Origin of the sequence: Kitasatospora sp. NPDC088134 (assembly GCF_044741705.1) — a bacterium.
Lineage (GTDB): Bacteria > Actinomycetota > Actinomycetes > Streptomycetales > Streptomycetaceae > Kitasatospora.
Map to the genome: position 1 here is coordinate 153,810 of NZ_JBIUTD010000001.1, position 18,198 is coordinate 172,007.

At 73.8% G+C, this 18,198-nt stretch carries 14 protein-coding genes and 4 pseudogenes; 7 read left to right on the plus strand and 11 right to left on the minus strand.

Going from position 1 to position 18,198, the window contains the following annotated elements; all coding sequences use genetic code 11:
• Nucleotides 1–228 precede the first annotated feature (228 nt).
• Nucleotides 229–918 (plus strand): annotated as a pseudogene (locus tag ACIOHG_RS00575) (IS701 family transposase); the annotation flags it as partial.
• A 211-nt stretch (nt 919–1,129) separates the two neighbouring features.
• Here ACIOHG_RS00575 and ACIOHG_RS00580 read toward each other — a convergent pair.
• The 4 genes and pseudogenes from ACIOHG_RS00580 to ACIOHG_RS00595 all read right to left on the minus strand — a co-directional run.
• A pseudogene (locus tag ACIOHG_RS00580) lies at nt 1,130–1,297 on the minus strand (IS5/IS1182 family transposase); the annotation flags it as partial.
• A gap of 22 nt (nt 1,298–1,319) precedes the next feature.
• Nucleotides 1,320–2,066: a hypothetical protein gene (locus ACIOHG_RS00585; RefSeq protein WP_400943574.1), complete on the minus strand. Its 747-nt coding sequence runs from the start codon at nt 2,064–2,066 to the stop codon at nt 1,320–1,322.
• A 73-nt stretch (nt 2,067–2,139) separates the two neighbouring features.
• Nucleotides 2,140–2,517, minus strand: coding sequence for a hypothetical protein (locus ACIOHG_RS00590; RefSeq protein ID WP_400943576.1), 378 nt, complete (start codon nt 2,515–2,517; stop codon nt 2,140–2,142).
• A 278-nt stretch (nt 2,518–2,795) separates the two neighbouring features.
• Nucleotides 2,796–3,632 (minus strand): annotated as a pseudogene (locus tag ACIOHG_RS00595) (DUF3626 domain-containing protein); the annotation flags it as partial.
• Nucleotides 3,633–3,840: 208 nt separating this feature from the next.
• Here ACIOHG_RS00595 and ACIOHG_RS00600 point away from each other — a divergent pair.
• The gene (locus ACIOHG_RS00600) at nt 3,841–5,775 is read left to right on the plus strand and encodes a glycoside hydrolase family 5 protein (RefSeq protein ID WP_400943579.1); all 1,935 of its coding nucleotides are present in this window, start codon (nt 3,841–3,843) and stop codon (nt 5,773–5,775) included.
• A gap of 78 nt (nt 5,776–5,853) precedes the next feature.
• Here ACIOHG_RS00600 and ACIOHG_RS00605 read toward each other — a convergent pair whose 3' ends face one another.
• The 5 genes from ACIOHG_RS00605 to ACIOHG_RS00625 all read right to left on the minus strand — a co-directional run bounded on the left by ACIOHG_RS00605 (nt 5,854) and on the right by ACIOHG_RS00625 (nt 11,756).
• Nucleotides 5,854–7,587, minus strand: a complete 1,734-nt coding sequence (locus tag ACIOHG_RS00605; protein WP_400943582.1) for an SDR family oxidoreductase — start codon at nt 7,585–7,587, stop codon at nt 5,854–5,856.
• On the minus strand, nt 7,584–8,426 hold the full coding sequence (locus tag ACIOHG_RS00610; protein WP_400943585.1) for a M24 family metallopeptidase: 843 nt from the start codon (nt 8,424–8,426) through the stop codon (nt 7,584–7,586). Before ACIOHG_RS00610 ends, ACIOHG_RS00605 begins: the two co-directional genes overlap by 4 nt.
• A gap of 4 nt (nt 8,427–8,430) precedes the next feature.
• Nucleotides 8,431–9,516: a PDR/VanB family oxidoreductase gene (locus ACIOHG_RS00615; protein WP_400943588.1), complete on the minus strand. Its 1,086-nt coding sequence runs from the start codon at nt 9,514–9,516 to the stop codon at nt 8,431–8,433.
• A gap of 142 nt (nt 9,517–9,658) precedes the next feature.
• A complete protein-coding gene (locus ACIOHG_RS00620; protein WP_400943590.1) occupies nt 9,659–10,552 on the minus strand; it encodes a metal-dependent hydrolase in 894 nt (297 codons plus the stop codon).
• A 307-nt stretch (nt 10,553–10,859) separates the two neighbouring features.
• Nucleotides 10,860–11,756, minus strand: coding sequence for a helix-turn-helix transcriptional regulator (locus ACIOHG_RS00625; protein WP_400943592.1), 897 nt, complete (start codon nt 11,754–11,756; stop codon nt 10,860–10,862).
• Between the two features lie 189 nt (nt 11,757–11,945).
• On the opposite strand from ACIOHG_RS00625, the gene ACIOHG_RS00630 reads away from it, so the two are divergent.
• Together ACIOHG_RS00630 and ACIOHG_RS00635 are read left to right on the plus strand one after the other, a co-directional pair.
• Complete coding sequence (locus ACIOHG_RS00630; RefSeq protein WP_400943595.1) at nt 11,946–12,707, plus strand: SDR family oxidoreductase; 762 nt, start codon at nt 11,946–11,948, stop codon at nt 12,705–12,707.
• A 134-nt stretch (nt 12,708–12,841) separates the two neighbouring features.
• A complete protein-coding gene (locus tag ACIOHG_RS00635) occupies nt 12,842–13,390 on the plus strand; it encodes a pyridoxamine 5'-phosphate oxidase family protein (protein WP_400943597.1) in 549 nt (182 codons plus the stop codon).
• 7 nt (nt 13,391–13,397) lie between these two features.
• Here ACIOHG_RS00635 and ACIOHG_RS00640 read toward each other — a convergent pair whose 3' ends face one another.
• Nucleotides 13,398–13,796 carry a DUF6193 family natural product biosynthesis protein gene (locus ACIOHG_RS00640; RefSeq protein ID WP_400943600.1) on the minus strand — a complete coding sequence of 133 codons (399 nt, stop codon included), beginning with the start codon at nt 13,794–13,796 and terminating at the stop codon, nt 13,398–13,400.
• A gap of 152 nt (nt 13,797–13,948) precedes the next feature.
• Here ACIOHG_RS00640 and ACIOHG_RS00645 point away from each other — a divergent pair, with 152 nt between their 5' ends.
• The 3 genes and pseudogenes from ACIOHG_RS00645 to ACIOHG_RS00655 all read left to right on the plus strand — a co-directional run.
• Nucleotides 13,949–14,821 (plus strand): hypothetical protein, encoded by an 873-nt coding sequence (locus ACIOHG_RS00645; protein ID WP_400943603.1) that lies wholly within the window; start codon nt 13,949–13,951, stop codon nt 14,819–14,821.
• Between the two features lie 93 nt (nt 14,822–14,914).
• Nucleotides 14,915–15,745 (plus strand): SHOCT domain-containing protein, encoded by an 831-nt coding sequence (locus tag ACIOHG_RS00650; protein ID WP_400943605.1) that lies wholly within the window; start codon nt 14,915–14,917, stop codon nt 15,743–15,745.
• 36 nt (nt 15,746–15,781) lie between these two features.
• Nucleotides 15,782–15,883 (plus strand): annotated as a pseudogene (locus ACIOHG_RS00655) (GNAT family N-acetyltransferase); the annotation flags it as partial.
• A 94-nt stretch (nt 15,884–15,977) separates the two neighbouring features.
• Here ACIOHG_RS00655 and helR read toward each other — a convergent pair.
• Nucleotides 15,978–18,140 (minus strand): RNA polymerase recycling motor ATPase HelR, encoded by a 2,163-nt coding sequence (gene helR, locus ACIOHG_RS00660; RefSeq protein WP_400943607.1) that lies wholly within the window; start codon nt 18,138–18,140, stop codon nt 15,978–15,980.
• Nucleotides 18,141–18,198 lie beyond the last annotated feature (58 nt).

An 18,198-nucleotide genomic window follows, 5' to 3' on the forward strand; every position in this document is an offset into this window, starting at 1 on the left:
TACGCGAGCTACGTGAAGGACCGAACGGACCAGGAGGAAGCGAAATGGGCGGCTGCACATGCTGGCAGGACATCCGGGCCGAGCACGTGGAGCGAGCCGGCGGCGAAGGAGCCGTGGGGCAGGGCAAGCGCGAGATGGTCAAGGGTTGTGCGGACTCTTGAAGATCGTGCAGTGGCCGCGGGCCATCGCGTAGACCCTGCCCGATGGCAGGCGTTGTTCGACCAGGCCATGGCTCGGATCGCCGGCTTGTTCGGTCGAGTGGAACCTCGGGCCGCGGCCCGCGCCTATCTGCTCGGGTTGCTGTCCGGGACCGAGCGCAAGAACTGCTGGCAGTTGGCGGAGCACGCCGGCCATAGCCGTCCCGGTCCGATGCAGCGGCTGCTGCGGTGCGCTCGCTGGGACGCGGCTGCGGCGCGTGACGAGGTCCGACGCTACGTCATGGACCATCTCGGCACCGGTGACGGTGTTCTGATCGTGGATGAGACAGGCTTCCTGAAGAAGGGCGACGGTTCTGCGGGTGTCCAGCGGCAGTACACCGGGACCGCCGGGCGGATCGAGAACAGCCAGGTGGGCGCCTTCCTCGCCTACGCCTCCAGCAGAGGGCGGGCGTTGATCGACCGCCGTCTCTACCTGCCCGAACACACATGGAGCCGGGACTCCAAGCGGCGCCGCAGTGCCGGAGTACCCGAGGACGTCGTCTTCACGACCAAGCCTCGTCTCGCCCTGCAGATGATCGAGCATGCGCTGGACACCGGCGTGAACACGTCGTGGGTGACCGGTGACGAGGTCTACGGCCAGGGCCCCGGCCTGCGGGCAGGACTGGAGGCCCGCGAGGTCGGCTACGTGCTGGCGATCTCCTGCGCGACCAGGGTGCGGATCAAGACGACGCGAGGCCGACCAGACCTGCGGATACGAACCGCCCGGCCCGAAGCGGGGACCCGGTCGACCTGACCGTCCCGGAGATCCGCCGCTTGATCGGAGCACTGTTCAGGCCGCCGATCACGTCCCTGAACGCGCTTCTGCTCTGGTCGAACTGGCGCAGAAGCCACCAAGCCTCGGCACGTCGCAGCCACTACCGGAAGCGACTCTCCGCTCCCTCCAGCGCGTAGATCGCGAAACCACACTGGAGTACTGGAAGCACCCGGCCTTTCAGTGGCAGTGACCGGGGACGCCCTCGGCGAGTCTGATCGGCCCCTTCCCGGTGCAGCATCGTGATCAGCTTGCGGAAGTCGCGCGGCCGCAGCCCGGTGAACGGCGCTGTCCAGGAGGGTTCCGTTGCCGTGATCAATGCAGTCACCGAGAGATCTTCTCCGTGCGGATCACGCCCCGATGTCCGCGTGCCCGGCCAATGCGGCACTGACTCGGGCCAAGCGCTCGCCGGGCAGGGCGAAGTCGTTGGCGGGGTTGCGGAGCGAATACCTGCCGTCGTTGACCTGTGTGCCGCCCGCGGCCGTTGCCCAGCGCACCGGACCAGCAAGGCCTTGACCTTCGAGCATGGTCGCGGCAAGCGGTTCGGCGGCCGGCGTTCCCAAGCGGGCGCGCAACGCCGCGGCCAGGCGGTCGACGGCCTCCGGTGGTGCGGCCGCGTCTCCGAAGGCGGGCAGCAGGAGCAGCAGGCGGGCGTGGGGGTCGGCGACGGTGCCGTCAAGGGACAGACCGTTGTCCGCGGCGGTGATCAGGTCCGGCCAGGACAGGCCGGGGCTCATGAAGTGCCCGTCGATGCGCGCGAGCAGCTCGGCTCGTTCCCAGTCGGGATGGTGGAGCAGGTAGTCGACTCCTGCGTCGTCGGGAACGGTGCGGTGGACGACATGGATGCGGTGGCCGGCTGCGAGCGGAATGGTGAACGTGGGCCAATCGGCCCGCTGCTGCAGGCGCTGCTGGTAGGCCCGGTGCTCCGCCCAGGCATAGCCCTGTCCGAACAGCAGCCCCCCAGCACCGCCCGAGGCACAGGAGTAGAGGTGCCCCATCCAGAACGGTCTCTCGGCCAGCAGCTCGGGGCGCAGGCCGAAGGGACCGTCGTGGTAGCCGGGTAGCCGTGAGGGATGTGCATCCGCGCCCTTGGTCACGCGGGCAATCATGCCGCGATGACCTCCGGCTGACGGACCGGCCCACTGCCGCGCGACCTTTGCGGGACAGCCCTTAGCAGTTCTCCTCGATGTAGAGCAGCGTCAGGCCGTCCGGCGAGACGAATTGATACGGTTCGTAGCCAGGGGTATCGGCCGTATTGAACCGGTCGTTCACCTGCGTCCAGAATTCGAGCCGCTCGGACAGGGGAATGCGACGGAGGCGAGTGCCGACGCCCTCGCCCACGATCACGACATCGGCTGACGTCAGCAGCCTCTTTGCCAGACGGCGTTCGAACGGGCCGCGGACCTTGCGCCAGCGCCCACCCTCGCCGTCGAGGAACTCGTCAACCCCCGCGGGCGAGGGGAGTCCAGTGCCGTACCAGTCGACAGCAGGCGGCAGGGAGATCAGCAATTCACTGAAGGGTTTGGCTCGGTGTCGCTTCTTCGACATGACCTCATACTCCCAGGAGCGCAGCGGCCACGTCTCGCCCAAATTGGACAAGATGCTCGTGAATATCATAAATGACCATCATTGCGAACATTTCGGGCCCGAAACTCGCCCACAACTCTGCAATGGGGACGAACAAAGATAATGGAGGTATCCATGCTCAAGGCGTTCCGTGCGGTCGCCACCGGATACGACAAGTGCGGCTGCGTCCACCTCGGCACCGTCGCCGCAGCCGCAGCCGCACTTGTCATCCGGCTCCGCCCCTGATCATCAGGACATTGCCCAGCCCCGGGCCGGCGGCCGTAGCGGGCGAGGCAGTGCCAGACCTGCTTGAGGTGCTGGGGGTCGTGGGCGCCGCTGCGGGCGGCGGTGCCGATCGTGGCGGGGTCGAGGACGCCGTCCTGGGCGAGGGTGGCGGCGAGGGCGGTGATGTGCGGGCCCCGGTAGTCGGCGTACCGGTGGAGGTCGGTGGCGGGGAGGCGGTGGCCGGGGTGCCATTCGAGGGGGCAGGGCAGCAGGCGGGCGGCGGTCTCGATGTCGGTGCCGCGGTAGCAGGGGTCGAGGACGAGGGCGTCGACGTGTTCGGCGAACCGGACGGGGCCGTGCAGGTGGGCCTCGATGTAGGAGTCCAGCAGGTCCTGGTCGTCGGCCTCGGCGAGGGCGATCAGGTCGTTGGCGGCGGCGGTGCCGAAGTCCTCGGGTTCGAGGAAGCTGTCGGGGTAGCAGAAGGTGGCCCGGTGCAGGGTGTCGGGGCGCAGCCGCAGGTGGGCGGAGCCGAACCGGGGCGCGCCGCCGTAGGGGTCGCGGCGGTGGTTGAGGGCACCGTAGACGGGGCGGAGTTCGGCGGGGGCGTCGTCGTAGGCGCCGCCGAAGATCCGGCTCTCCCACGTCCAGCGGTCGCCGCCGGGGTGGGCGGTGAGGCCGCCGTTGCTGGTGCCGGTGGAGAACTGGGAGCGGTAGACGCCGTCCTCGGCCATCGAGCGGAGGATCGGGCGGCCGTCGATCAGCCGGTCGGGGTGGAAGTTGAGCGTGACGTCGAGCCCGGCGGGCAGCGGGCCGCCGCGGCTGCGGGCGGCGACGTGGTGCAGGGCGCGGGCCTCGGGCGTCGGGTCGTTCATGCCTCCGCAGTCTGCCCGTTCCGGACCGGGCGGCGCAGCCGGTTTTCGGGCGGACGGCGGGCGAGTGGCGACCGGGCACCGGCCGGTACGTCAACGCCCTTGCCGTGGTGGCTACTTGCGAGTAGGAAGTGTCCGAGCCCGTTGTCGCGTGCATGCGCAGAGCCGCCCGGCGGGCCGTCGAATCCCTCCTCCTCCCCCAGGGACGGTCATGAAGCTGTTCGTCCGCCGCGCGCTGTCCGCCGCGGCCGCGCTCGCGCTCTGCCTGCCGCTGTCCGTCTCCGCCGCCCGGGCCGCGCCGCTCGCCGCGGCCGACCCCGGCCCGCCGCCGGTGCTGACGGGGGCCCAGCTGGCCGCGTCCTGGACCGGGCCGCTGAGCACCCGGGGGCGGTACGTGGTGGACGCGAACGGGAACCGGTTCAAGCTGAAGGCCGGCAACTGGTCCGGGGCGCAGGGCACCTGGCAGGGCAGCGGTTCGACCACCGACCCGGCGAACAACCAGGCGGGGCAGGTCTCGTCCAACCTGCCCCTCGGACTGGACCGGGCGCCGGTCGCGGACATCCTGGCCGGGTTCCACCGGCTGGGGATCAACAGCGTCCGGCTGCCGTTCGCCAACGCGATGCTGCACGACAGCACCCCGGTGCCGGACGCGGCGGTGGCGGCCAACCCGCAGTGGCGGGGCCGGACGCCGCTGCAGGTGTACGACGGAGTGGTGGCGGCGCTGACCGCCGACGGCTTCGCGGTGATCCTGAACAACCACACCACGAGCTACCGGTTCTGCTGCGGCCTGGACGGCAACGAGCGGTGGAACAGCGGCCAGTCCACCCAGGCCTGGGAGGACGACTGGCTGGCCCTGGCGGCCCGCTACCGGGACAACAAGCGGGTGGTCGGCGTGGACCTGCGCAACGAGGTGCGCCGCGACACCTGGGACGACCCCAACTGGGGCCTGGGCGACGCCCACGACACGTACGCGGCCTACGAGGAGGCGGGCAACCGCCTGCTGCGCGCCGACCCGGACCTGCTGGTGATCATGGAGGGCATCAACTGGTACGGTATCCCGGCCGCCGGGTTCAGCCACGGGCGGCCGCAGTTGACGCCGGTCCGCACCCTGTCGAACACCCTGGTCGACTCCGGGAAGCTGGTGTACTCGGCGCACTTCTACGGCTACACCGGCCCGGCCAACACCGGTGCGGGCAGCGGGCCCGGCGCGACGAACGACCCGCGCTACCAGGACTTCACCCCGCAGCAGTTGGAGCAGGTGGTGAACGACGAGGCGCTGTTCGTCACCCGGGCCGGGCAGCACTTCACCGCCCCGGTGTGGATCAGCGAGTTCGGCGCGGGCGGCCGGGGCGACACCGATGCCGCCGGGCAGAACTGGTTCGCGAACTTCACCGCGATCCTGGCCGCGCACGACACCGACTTCGCGATCTGGCCGCTGGTCGGCTGGCAGAACGGCGGTGTCCCGCAGGACAGTTGGGCGCTGCTGAGCTTCGACCCGGCGGGCCGGGTGCTCGGCCTGGAGGACCCGGGCGACTGGCGGGCACCCGCCTGGAACCGGCTGCTGGCCGCCCCGTCCGCGACCGGGCCGGTGGCCCCCGTCGCGCACTGGAACCTGCTGGACCTGGACCACGCCGACGCGGTCGCCTCCCGCCGGATGCTGGCCCTGCCGGACTGGAGCGGCGGCAACCGCAAGGGCAACTGCCCGGACGGGCAGCGGGTGGTGGGCCTCGGCCGGGGCAGCGGGCGCGGCCTGTGCACCGACGCGGGCGAGCCCGCGACCGGCCCGGGCGGCTGGACGGCCGTCACCGACGAGCGGTACGTGACGGGCGGCGACTGGGCGTCCGGCTACAACAAGCTCCAGTGCCCGGAGGGGAGTTTCGCGGTCGGCTACAGCGTCCACAACAACGCGATGGCGGCGCTGCTCTGCGCCCCGGCGGCCGGGCCGCTGCCGTCCACCGGGCGGGTGCTCTGGTTCGACCACGGCGACAACCGGCCGGCCGCCGGGGGCTCGGCGGGCAGCGACTGGGCGCCGGGCTCCTACAAGGGCCAGTGCGCGGACGGCGAGTACCTGGCCGGGGTCGCCTACACCTGGAAGTGGCTGCACTACGGCGTCCCGGACGCCGTGCTCTGCCGCCCGCTGGCCTGACGCACCGGCAGGAGCACGGCGGTGGCGCGGCCCCCCGACCGCGCCACCGCCCCACCCCCGCCCCCGCCCGACGGGCCGTCAGCCCGCGTTGATCCGGGCGGCCTTGCGCAGCAGCGCGGGGCTGAGCCGGCCGAGCAGCCGGGCCGCCTTGGCCTCCACGGTGACGGGCACCACGGCCTTGTTCGCCCGGACGGCGCGGACGATCTCGGCGGCCACCTTCTCCGGCGGGAAGCCCCGGCGGGCGTACATCTTGGACACCTTGGCCTGCTTGGCGGCCTGGTCGTCCGCCCCGAGGCCGGAGAAGGTGGTGGTGCGGGTGATGTTGGTGTTGACGATGCCGGGGCAGATGGTGGAGACGCCGATCCGGTGCGGGGCGAGTTCGGCCCGCAGGCAGTCGGAGAGCATGAACACCGCCGACTTGGAGGTGGCGTACGCGGCCAGCACCTTCGACGGCAGGTAGGCCGCCGCCGAGGCCAGGTTGACGATGTGTCCGCCCTGGCCGCGCTCCACCATCAGCTGCCCGAACGCCCGGCAGCCGTGGATGACGCCCCACAGGTTGACGTCCAGCACCCGCTTCCACTCGGCCTCGGTGGTCTCCAGGAACGTCCCGGAGTGGCCGACGCCCGCGTTGTTGACCACCACGTCGGGGACGCCGAAGTCGGCGGCGACCTGCCGGGCGAAGACGTCCACGGCGGCGCCGTCGCTGACGTCCACCCGGTAGGCGGCGGCCTTGACGCCGGACAGCTCGCACAGTTCGGCGGTGCGCTGCGCGGCGGGCAGGTCGCGGTCGCAGACCACCACCCGGGCGCCCCGGTCGGCGAAGGCCAGCGCGGTGGCCCGGCCGATGCCGCTGCCCGCGCCGGTGACCACCACCAACTCGCCCGCCCCGGACGGCTCCTGTCGGAGTGCGCCGTGGTCGCGGGCGGCGAACTCGCGCACCAGCGCGGCCACCGCCGGGCCCTTCTCCAGCAGCGCCGACCAGTGCGTGGCGTTCAGCGAGCGCCTGGTCAGCCGGGGCACCCACTGCTCCAGGCCCTCGGAGAGGAAGTCCGAGACGTAGTGGTCCCGCTCCAGGGTGATCAGCTGCACCGGGACCTCGGTGAACCGCTCGCGCGGCCGCCGCACGGTGGGCTTCATGTTGGCCCGGTACAGCTCGATGCCGTGCACCGCGTCCTTGGCCAGCGTCGCCTGCGGGTGCCCGGGGCGCGGCCGGACCGCCTCCAGGTCGCGCAGCACCCGGGGCCAGAGCCGGGCCAGGCCGAGCTTCCAGGCGGCGGGCGCCAGCACCGGCAGGTGGAACAGCGCGATGTACCAGGAGTGCGCGCCCTGCCGCAGCAGCTGGGAGAGGTGCCGGGGCGTCGGGCGGCGGGTGCGGTGCCTGATCCAGTGCCCCATGTGGTCCAGGCAGGGGCCCGACATGGTGGTGTAGCTGGCGATCCGCCGGTACGAGCCGGGCGTGGTGATCGCTTCCCAGGACTGCACGCTCCCCCAGTCGTGCGCCACCACGTGCACCGGCCGGTCCGGGCTGACGGCGTCCGCGACCGCGAACAGGTCCTCGCCGAGCAGCTCCAGCCGGTAGCCCTCGCGGCCGGCCGGCACCCCGGACGCCCCCGAGCCCCGGGTGTCGTAGCGCACCACATGGTGGTCGGCGGCCAGGTCCGCGGCCACGTCGTCCCAGACCGAGTGGTCGTCCGGGTAGCCGTGCACCAGGACCACCGTCGGGTTCGTCGGGTCGCCCTGCTCGTAGACGGCGAGCGCCAGCCCGCCGGAGTCGACGGTGCGTCGGCGGATCTCGGTGTTGCCGCTGGTCATGCCGCGTCCTCCAGGAGTGCCCAGCGCCGCACGTGCGGCAGGTCGTCGTCGAGCCAGTACACGTCGTCCTCGGTGACCACGAGGAGTTCCTCGAACTTGATGCCCACCTCGCGGAACCCGATGTGCGGCTCCACCGCCCACAGGCCCGGCGTCGGCGCGTGCCGGGAGGCCCGGCCGCCCGCCCACAGCGGGGATCTGCCCTCCAGCCGCTCCTTCACCAGTTCGCGTCCGAGGGTCTGCAGCGTACGCACCCCGAAGCCGAACAGGTTCACCCCGGCCGGGCCGCGGGCCGTCATCCGGGTCACCTGGTGGCCGATCACCCGGCCCGGGTAGACCTGGTGGCGGTTGTCGTAGCCGTGCTCGGCGATCTGCGCGTCCACCGCCGCGTACACCTCGGCCAGGGTCCTGCGGGCCTTCACCTCACGGAGGATCAGCTCCCGGTACGCCTTCAGGTCCAGCGCGAGGCGGTCCCAGACCGGGTTCTCGCCGACCTTGCCGCCGTAGCCGATGTCGGCGGTGTAGCCGTCCACCACGGGCGCGCAGTCCAGCACGTACGGCATGCCTTCCTCCAGCACCCGGGAGCCCGCGAAGAACTGCAGCGGGGTGTGGAAGTGCCGGAACGCCGTCCGGTCGCCGAACCAGGCGAACGGCACGTGGAAGAAGTCCTGCACGCCGGCCCGGACCAGGCAGCGGCGCAGCTGCGCGGTGGCCTGGCGCTCGGTCACGCCCGGCTCGATCCAGGCCGCGACCTGCTCGGCGCAGTGGTACGCCAGCTGCTGGGTCTCCCGGAACCGGACCAGGTCGCGCTCGTCGAAGGGGAACTTCGGGGGCTGCTTCATCCGACTACACCTCCAGTTCGAGGGTCTCGCCCTCGGCGGCCCGGGACACGCACGGCAGCATCAGGCCGGCGGCCCGCTGCTCCTCGGTCAGCCTGCGGTCGCGGTGCTCGGGCGTCCCCGACGCCACCTTGAGCACGCACGTCCCGCAGAAGCCCTGCTTGCACGAGTACGGCAGCTCCGGCCGGGCCTCGCGCGCCACGTCCAGCGCGGAGCGGTCCGCCGGGACGGCCAGCTCCGGGCCGCCCGCGCCCAGCCGGAGCGTGAACGGACGGCCGTTCAGCACCGGGGCGGCGCCGAACCGTTCGTAGTGCAGCGCGACCGCGGGCGAGGCGTCCAGCGCCCGCTGCACGGCCGCCAGCATCGGCGCCGGGCCGCACACGTACACCGCGGCGCCGCGCGGGGCCCGGGCCAGCAGTTCGGCGGCGTCCGGGAGGCCGTGCTCCGCGTCGGTCCTGATCTCCACCCGGTTCGGGTCCAACGACTTCAGCTCGTCGGTGAACGGCAGCGAGGCGGCGCTGCGGCCGGTGTGCACCAACCGCCAGTCCACGCCCGCGTGCTGGGCCGCGCGGGCCATCGGCAGCAGCGGGGTGACGCCGATGCCGCCGGCCAGGAACAGCACCTTCTCCTCGCCGCAGAACGCGAAGCCGTTGCGCGGGCGGCGCACCCGCAGCCGCATCCCCACGTGCAGTTCGTCGTGGACCTCGACGCTGCCACCGCCGCCGCCCTCGACCCGGCGCACCGCGATCCGGTAGCCGTGGCGGTCGGCCGGGTCCCCGCACAGCGAGTAGTGGCGCTCGCGCCCCGACGGCAGCGTCACCTGCACCCGCGCGCCCGGCTGCCACTCCGGCAGCATCCCGCCCGACGGGTCGGTCAGCCGCAGCTCGACCACGTCCTCGGCCACCACCCGGTGCGCCGCCACCACCAGGAACAGCGGCGGCACCCCGCGCGCCTCCGGCCGCCGCGGGCTGCGCCGCAGCCCGGGCCGCCCCAGTGCCGGGCTGTACCAGTCGCCGAACGCGGTCAGCCGCTCGAAGAACCGGTCCGCCCGCGGGCGTCCGTACAGGTCCGGCGGCGGGGTTTCGAGATCCATGGTGAGCGGCTCCGTGGGAGAGGGCTTCGGGGACGGGGTTCCGCGGCTGGGGTTGCGCGGGTGGGGTTCCGCGGGGTGGGGTTCCGCGGGGTGGGGTTCCGCGGGGTGGGGTTCCGCAGGCGGGCGGAACGGGGGCGCGCGTTCAGCGCGTCGCGGCGGCCCGGGCGGCCGGGGACTTGGCCAGGTAGGCGAGGGCCTGGGAGGAGCTGCCCTCGCGGGTGGGGTGGTAGCCCGGGCCGAAGTAGCGCAGCGCCGAGCGGACGAAGCGGGCCGGTTCGGGGAGCAGGCCGCGCCGGGCGGCGCGCTGGGCCTCGCGCCAGGTGGGGACGATCCGGCCGTCGAGGGTGGGGTCGGCGGCGAGCATGAAGCGGGCGCCGCGGACCCAGAGGTGGACGAGCAGCGGGCCGGAGACGAACATGCCGCGGATCCGGCGCAGGTAGCCGGGGTCGAGGTGGCGCATCAGGTCGTAGGCGACGCTGCGGTGCTCGACCTCCTCGGCGCCGTGCCAGCGCAGCAGGTCGAGCATGGTGGGGTCGGCCTTGGCCCGGTCCAGGCCGGGCGAGTTGAGGGCCCAGTTGCCGAGGAAGGCGGTGAAGTGCTCGATCGCGGCGACGAAGGCGACCCGTTCGATGACGTTCTCGCGGCGCTGCCGGGCGGTCAGCCCGGGCTTGTCGCCGAGGACGCGGTGGAACAGCCAGCTGACCTGCCGGACGTACGGCCGCGGGTCGAGGCCCTGGCCGAGCAGGTGGTCGAGGACCTCCTGGTGGGCCTCGGCGTGGATCGCCTCCTGGCCGATGAAGCCGAGCACCTCCTCGCGGAGCTGGTCGTCCCGGATCAGCGGCAGCGCCTCCTTGAAGACCTTGACGAACCAGCGCTCGCCCTCGGGGAGCAGCAGGTGCAGGACGTTGATGGTGTGGGTGGCCATCGGCTCGTCCGGGATCCAGTGCATCGGCAGCGCGGACCAGTCGAAGTGCACGTCGCGGGGTTCGAGGACCAGGCTGTCGTGCACGGCGGGCGGCGGGGTGGTGCGGGGCATGGGGGTGCCTCCTTGGGCGCGGACGGACGGGTGGCTCCGGGCCTTCCGGTGCGGCCATCTCCCGTCGGCGGGGCTTCGGTTCCGCACCCGGCGGCAGGAGGGGTGCGGGCGCCGGCCGGGAGATGGCCGTACCGGAGGGTCCGGGTCCGGAGGGCTCCGGGGGACCGGTGGGCACACCGGCAAACTACTCGCGGGTAGTGGGCTGGACAAGGGGTTCGACCGTTCTTATCAACATTGAGTCTAATAAGAGGTCGCGCGGGTGGGCGGCGGGCGGGGCCGGTGGACAGGCGGGGCCGGCCGGCGGAAGTCAGGGTGTCCTCGGGTGCCCGGTGTCCACCGGCCCGCTGGGTGCCGTGTCGGTGGGCGCGGTGTCGGTGGGTGTGGTGGGTGCGGCGTGGGAGAGTGCGGCGAGGAGTTGCAGTTTCTCGTCGCTGTCGCTGTCCTTGTCCGGGTAGTAGACGACCAGGATGACGTCGTCCACGGGGAGTTTGTCGCGGTGGAGCCGTAGGTCACCGACGACCGGGTGGTGGACGGTGGTGGTGCCTCCGTCGAGGTTGCGGACGTCGTGCCGGGCCCACAGGGTGCGGAACCGCCCGCTGGACAGGGCGAGTTCTCCGACGAGTTCGACGAACCGGGGGTCGTCGGTGTCGTCCCCGATGGTGCTGCGAAGGGTGGCGACGAAGTCGGCGGCGGCTTTCGTCCAGTCCTGGTGGAAGGCTTGTTCCTCGGGGTCGAGGAAGAAGGAACGGAGCCGGTTCTCACCGGGCCGCAGTCGCGGGGAGAGCGCGACGGCCATCGGGTTGGCGGCCAGGACGTCGAAGGCGCGTCCCTCGACGAACGCGGGGATCCGAAGGTGGGCGAGGAGCTGGTGCACCCGTGCCGGCACCTGCTCGGGTCGCCTGCGGCGCGGCGTCCTCGGGCGGGCTGCCGCGAGGCCGAGCAGATACGTCCGCTCGATGTCGTCGAGGTGCAGGACGCGCGCGAGTGATGCGAGGACCTGGGGAGAAGGGTTCTTGTCGCGGCCCCGTTCCAGGCGCAGGTAGTAATCGGCGCTGATTCCGGCGAGCAGGGCGACTTCCTCGCGGCGCAGGCCCGGGACGCGGCGGTTGCCGCCGGACGGGAGCCCCGCCTGCGCCGGGGAGACCAGCTCGCGCCGGGCGCGGAGGTAGCTGCCGAGCCGGTTGCCGGATTCCTCGTCCTTCATACCGACACCGTAATGCGGTGCGCGCGTTCCGGAGGGGGTCCTGGCAGGACCAGGGAGGACGGGGGCCCTGCCGCACCCGGCCGATGCCGTCAAGACTGGCTGGCATCCCTGCCGGTGAAGGACAGGGGCCATCACCGAATGCGCCACGGGCCCGAACGCCGTCGCGCCCCGAACTGAAGGGAAGATCCCGTGGATCTCTCCAACCGCACCGTTCTCGTCGTCGGCGGGACCTCGGGCATCGGACGGGAACTGGCCCGCCGGTTCGCCGCGGCGGGCAGCGCCGTGGCGGTCGGCGGCCGTAACCCGGAGGCGCTCGCGGAACTCGCCCGGGAAGGCTTCGGCACTTTCGGCATCGACGTCACCGACGGTGCCTCCGTCGCCCGTGCCCGTGACGCCGTGCTCGCCCGGTACCCCGAACTGGACACCGTGGTGACCATGTCGGGCGTCATGCTCCTGGAGGACCTGCGCGACCGCGCGCACTTCGAGGCGGCCCGGACCACGATCGACACCAACCTGCTCGGCACCATCCGCGTCATCGACGCCTTCACCCCGCACCTGGTCGAACGCGGCGCCGGCACCTTCGTCACCGTCACCTCCGGCATCGCCTTCCTGCCGTTCCCGCCCATGCCCACCTACGCCGCCTCGAAGGCCGCGGTGCACGCCTACTCCGAGGCACTGCGCGCACAGCTCGGCGGCACCGGCGTCGGCGTGGTCGAGCTGGTCCCCCCGGCCGTCGCCACGGCAGGACAGGAGAAGGTGAACCCGCTCGCACTGCCGCTCGACGACTTCGGCGCCGAGGTCATGCAGTTGCTCTCGCAGGACCCCACCCCCGAGGAGATCCTGGTCGACCGGGTCCTCATGCACCGCTGGGCCGAACGCGACGGCACCTACGACGACCTCGTCGCGCAGCGTTCCCTGGCCCTGAGCATGCTCCCCGGCCGCCAGGGCTGACACGGCCGCTCGTCCTCCCGCCGTGATCACGGAACCCGGGCCCGTTCCGTCCGCCGACCGGCCCCGCCTGCCGCCTGTCCGCGCGGCCTCCGAGCCGCTCGATAGGGTGACTCCGAGCCGCCCAGGGAGACGCCGTGACCGACCGCCCCGCACCCGCCCCGCTCGTCGCCGCGCTGCTCGCGCACCCGGTGCTGGCCGCCCCGGCCTACCCGGCGCCGCCGCCCGGGCCGGTCGCCGACCCGGCGGGCCTGCTCGCCGCCTGGCTGCTGGACGCGCTGGCTGCCGGGGAGCCGGACGCCCAGGTGGTGACGCTCTCCACGCTCGGCGCCGACGGGCACCCGGACGCCCGGGTGCTCGTCCTGCGCGACCTCGAACCGGGCACCGCCGCCTGCCACTTCTGGACCGAACCGGACTCCGCCAAGGCCCGGCAGTTCGCCGCCCACCCGCAGGCCGCGCTGACCGCCTACTGGCCCCGGTACGGCCGCCAGGTCCGCCTGCGCGGGCCCGTCCGCCCCGGGCCGGGCTGCTGGACGCCGTCGCCCGCCCTGCGCTGCTACGTCCTGCACCCCGTCGCCGCCGACCTCTGGCAGGCCGCCCCGGACCGCCGGCACCTGTCCCTGCACGCCGAGCGCACCCCGGACGGCTGGACCCCGGCCGACTGGACCGCCGCCCCCGTGGGCTGACGGACCGTCAGGCCACCGGGGAGGACGGGGCGCTCTCCTCGGGGAGGTGCTGCAGGACCAGCGCCACCGAGGCGGCGGCGGTGCGGCCCTCGTGCACCCGGCCGTCGGCGAGGTGGACGTCGAAGCGGTTCCCGCCGTGGGCGCGGACCCGGGGGAGGTCGTGGCACTGCGGCGGGGCGGCCCGGTGGCTGAAGGTGATCCAGTACATGGCGCGGCCCGGCGCGAGCGCCCGCAGCCGGGGCTGGGCGTAGGCGGCCTCGACGAACTCCCGGGCGTCCGCCCCGGGTTGGCCCGCCGCAAAGGCCCGCAGCGCCTCCCAGCGGACGGCGATCGGATCGAGGGTGCGGGATCGGGCGTCGTGGTCCTCGGAATCGTGGGGCTCGGCGACCTCGGTCAGCTCGGACATGGGCCCGAGTGTGCCAGAGCGGACCCGGGTTTCCCCGGAGCTTCGGAAGTCCGCCGCCCGTTCGTGGGGCTTCCGCCCGATTCCCGTCACCCCGCGGCCGTCGCACCCCCTCGCGCGGTGCCCTGCGCACCCGAACCGCTACCCTCCCCCGCATGGAGAAGATCACCGTTCCGGAGGAGCCGCGCTGGCCCGGGTACCCGGCGGGGCGGTGGGCCGCGCTGGCGGCCCTCGCCGTCCTGGTGGCCGGGCTCGGCCTGGCCATGGGGCTGCTGCGGCACGCGGGGCTCACCGCCGGGGCCGGGTCCCTGGGCACCGCGGCGCTCCTGGTCCTCGCGGCCGGGGCGTCCGGCTGGGCCCAGCAACTGGCCCGGGGCGCCAGGAGCTGGACGTACCGGCCCCCGATCGGCCGGTGGACCGCCTCGCTCGGCGCGGTGGCGCTGTTCGCCGCCGGGGCGGCCGCGGGCGGCATCGGCCGGCCGGCCGTCGCGGTGGCGCTCGCCGCCGCCGGACCGGCCGTCGCCACCGGCCGGACGGACCGCCGCAACCGATTGGAGTGGCTGACGGCGGAACGGGAGGACGCCCTGCGCCGGGTACGCATCCTCGAAAAGGGCGAGACCGCCCGCGGCACGGTGGTCGAGGTCCCCGAATTCCCGGGCGGACCGGACGACGAGGGCCCGTACTTCACCCAGTTGACGTTCCGTTACACCACTGCGGCGGGCACCGAGCACACCGCCCGGCGCCACGGCGGCTTCCCCACCCGCCGCCCGCCCCGGGTCGGCCTCGGCGTGACCGTGCGCTTCCTCCCCGAGGACCCGACCGACACCGAGGTCGAGTTCGACACCCCGGAGCGCCTCGACCCGACCCCGCCCCGCGACACCGTTCCCGCTCCCCCTCCCTCGGACGCCCCGCGTTCCCCCACCCTGCCCGCCCAGCTGGAGCACCTGCACCACCTGCACCTGGACGGGGCGCTCACCGCCGAGGAGTTCGCGCTCGCCAAGCGGAAGCTGATCGCCCCGCCGGACTGACCCCGCCCCGCCGCCCACGCGCCCGCCGGGCTTCTCCCCCGCTTCACCGGAAAATGGTCCGGACCAATCCGGGCGGCCGTTACGCTCCCCCGCATGGAGGAGATCATCGTCCCGGACGCGCCGCGCTGGCCCGGGCTGTCGGGCGGGCGCTGGACCGGGATCGGCCTGCTCGCCTCGGTGGTGATGGTGTTCGGGTGGCTGGCCGGGTCCGCCCTGCGGGGTGCCGGAGCGGCCGCCGAGCGGTACGTGCTGTTCGGGCTGGCGGCGTTCTTCGGGTTCCTGGCCTTCGTCTGGGCGCAGTACCTGGCCCGGGCCGAAGGAGAGCTGCACCGCCCGGTGTTCGGCTGGTGGGCCGCGTTCCCGGCGGGGGCGGCGGTGTTCGCGGCCGGGGTCCTGCTCGGCGGCGCCGGCGGGTGGCGGCTCGCCGCCGGGGCGGGTGCCGCCGTCCTGGCCGCGGCCGGGTCGGCCCGGCACGACCGCCGGCTGCGGCTGGCCGCGCTGGCCGCGCTGGCCGGGGTCCGGGCGGCGGCGCTGCACCGGGTGCGCGTCCGGGCGGAGGGCGAGACCGTCCGCGGCACAGTGGTCGAGGTGCTGTCCCGCGCCGATACCCCCGACGACCGGGGCCGGTATTGGACGGAGCTGACGCTGCGTTACACCGTCGCGGCGGGCACCGAGCACACCGTCGAGCACCGGGCCGGCTTCTCCGTGCACGACACCCCCCGGGTGGGCCGGGGCGCGACCGTGCACCACCTGTCGGCGGACCCGGCCGACATCGAGGTCGTCCTGGACCCGGCGGGCCTGCCCGCCGACGACCCCGACCTGCCCGACCGGATCGCCCGCCTGCACCGGCTCCACCTGGACGGGGCGCTCACCGCCGAGGAGTTCGCGCTCGCCAAGCGGCAGTTGCTGGCCCCGGGGAACTGACCCCGCGTTCGGTTCGGGTGCGACAGGTTCCCGGGCATGACCGGGATACCGCCCGCCGCCTGGCCGCCGCCCGCCCCGATCCGGACCGCCCGCCTGGTGCTGCGCCCCTCGGAGGCCCGCGACCGGGCGGCTTTCGTCCCCCCGCCCACCGGCTGACGCCGGGTCGGCCCGCTCCCGTCGCTCCCGTCGGTCCCGTCGTCCGCGCCGTGCGGCCGACGCCCGCTCAGCCCGCTCAGCCCGCCAGGATCGCCAGTTGCCCGGTGGCCCGGGTCATCGCCACGTAGCGGTCGACCGCGCCCTCGATGCCGGTGCCGAAGGACTCCGGGTCGACCAGCACCACGAAGTCGAACTCCAGACCCTTGACCAGCTCGGGGGCGAGCGAGCGGACCCGGGGCAGGCCGAGGAAGGACGGGTCGCCGATCACGCAGGCGGTGCCCTCGGGGTGCGCGGCCAGCCACTCGGCGAGCACCGCGTCCCGTTCGGCCCGGACGCCGTGCCGGACGGGCAGGCCGCTGGAGCGGATCGAGGTGGGCACGTTGGCGTCCGGCAGCACGGCCCGGATGACGGGCGCGGCCTCGGCCATCACCTCCTCGGGCGTGCGGTAGTTGACGGTCAGCGAGGTGAGCGTGGTCCGGTCCAGGCCGGCCCGCGCCAGGCGTTCGGTCCAGCTCTCGGTGAAGCCGTGCCGGGCCTGGGCGCGGTCGCCGACGATGGTGAAGGAGCGGGACGGGCAGCGGGCGATCAGCATCTGCCACTCGGCGTCGGTGAGTTCCTGCGCCTCGTCGACCACGATGTGCGCGAACGGGCCGGCCAGCAGGTCGGGGTCGGCCGGTTCCGCCTCGGAGTGGTCGATCAGGGCGTCGCGCAGGTCGGCGCCGCGCAGCATGGCGACCGCGCCCTCGCCGTCGTCGTCGGCGGTGAGCAGGTGGTCGACCACGCCGTCCATCAGCTCGCGTTCGGCGGCGAGCCGGGCCCGGTGGGCGCGCTGGCGGCGGTCGGCGTCGGTGTCGCCGAGGCGGCGGCGGGCGGCGTCCAGCAGCGGCAGGTCGGAGAGCGTCCAGGCGGCCGGTTCGGTGCGCTGCAGGGTGCGGATCTGCTCGCGGTCCAGGAACGGGGCGCACAGCCGCAGATAGGCGGGGACGGTCCACAGGTCGCCGACCAGGTCGGTGGGCTCCAGGATCGGCCAGGCCCGGCGGAGCGCGCCGAGCAGTTCGGGGTCGCGGCGCAGTTCGCGGCGGAGCACCTCGGGCGAGATGCCGTCCTCGTCGTCGAAGGAGTCGGCGTTCTTGTCGAGCAGGATGGTGATCAGCTCGTCGAGGATCTGCTCGCGGGCCTCGTTGTGCGGGACGCCGGGGCCGGGGGCGGCGAACGCCTCGGACCAGTCCTCGGGGTCGATCCAGAGCTCGTACCACTCGGTGGACAGTTTGCGGCCCTCGGCGGGCGGCTCCTCGTAGACGGCGACGGCCTTCTCGATCGCGTGCACCATCCCGGCGGCGGCCTTCAGCCGGGCCACCTCGGGGTCGGGCTCGGGCTCGACGGCGGCGCCCTCGGGCAGCAGGTCGCGCAGGGTGCAGGTCTGCACGCCCTCCTCGCCGAGGCTGGGCAGCACGTCGGCGACGTAGGCCAGGTAGGGCTGGTGCGGGCCGACGAACAGCACCCGGCCCTTGCGGTGGCCCAGCCGGGGGTCGGAGTACAGCAGGTGGGCGGTGCGGTGCAGGGCGACCACGGTCTTGCCGGTGCCGGGGCCGCCGTCGACCACCAGGGCGCCGCGCGAGCCGGCCCGGATGATCGCGTCCTGGTCGGCCTGGATGGTGGCCAGGACGTCGCGCATCCGCTCGGAGCGGGAGCTGCCGAGGCTGGCGATGAACGCGGACTGGTCGTCCAGCGCGGCGTGGCCCTCCAGGCCCTCGGCGGTGAACACCTCGTCCCAGTAGTCGCCGACGGCGCCGCGCTGCCAGCGGTAGCGGCGGCGGCTGGCCAGGCCCATCGGGTTGGCGTGGGTGGCGGCGAAGAAGGGTTCGGCGGCGGGCGAGCGCCAGTCGACCAGCAGGCGGCGGCCGTCGGCGTCGGCGAGGCCGAGGCGGCCGATGTACACCGGCTCGGGGTCGTCGGCGCGGACGATCCGGCCGAGGCACAGGTCGGTGCCGAAGCGGCGCAGGGTGCGCAGCCGGGCGGAGAGCTGGTGGACCTCGTTGTCGCGGTCCATCGCGGCCCGGCCGGCCCCGCCGGGGCTGCGGCGGACCTCGTCCAGGCGGGCGGTCAGTTCGGCGATGTCGGCTTCCAGGGTGCTGGCGATGTCCGCGAAGTGCCGTTCGTCGGCGGCGATCAGGGCCGGGTCCGCCTTGGCGGCGAGCCGCTCCGGCAGGTCGAAGGCACTGGTCGTCGGGTGGTTCATGGGTGTCGACTCCGATCCGCTGCCCGGTGTGCCGCGCGCCGCCCGCGTGCTGCTCGCG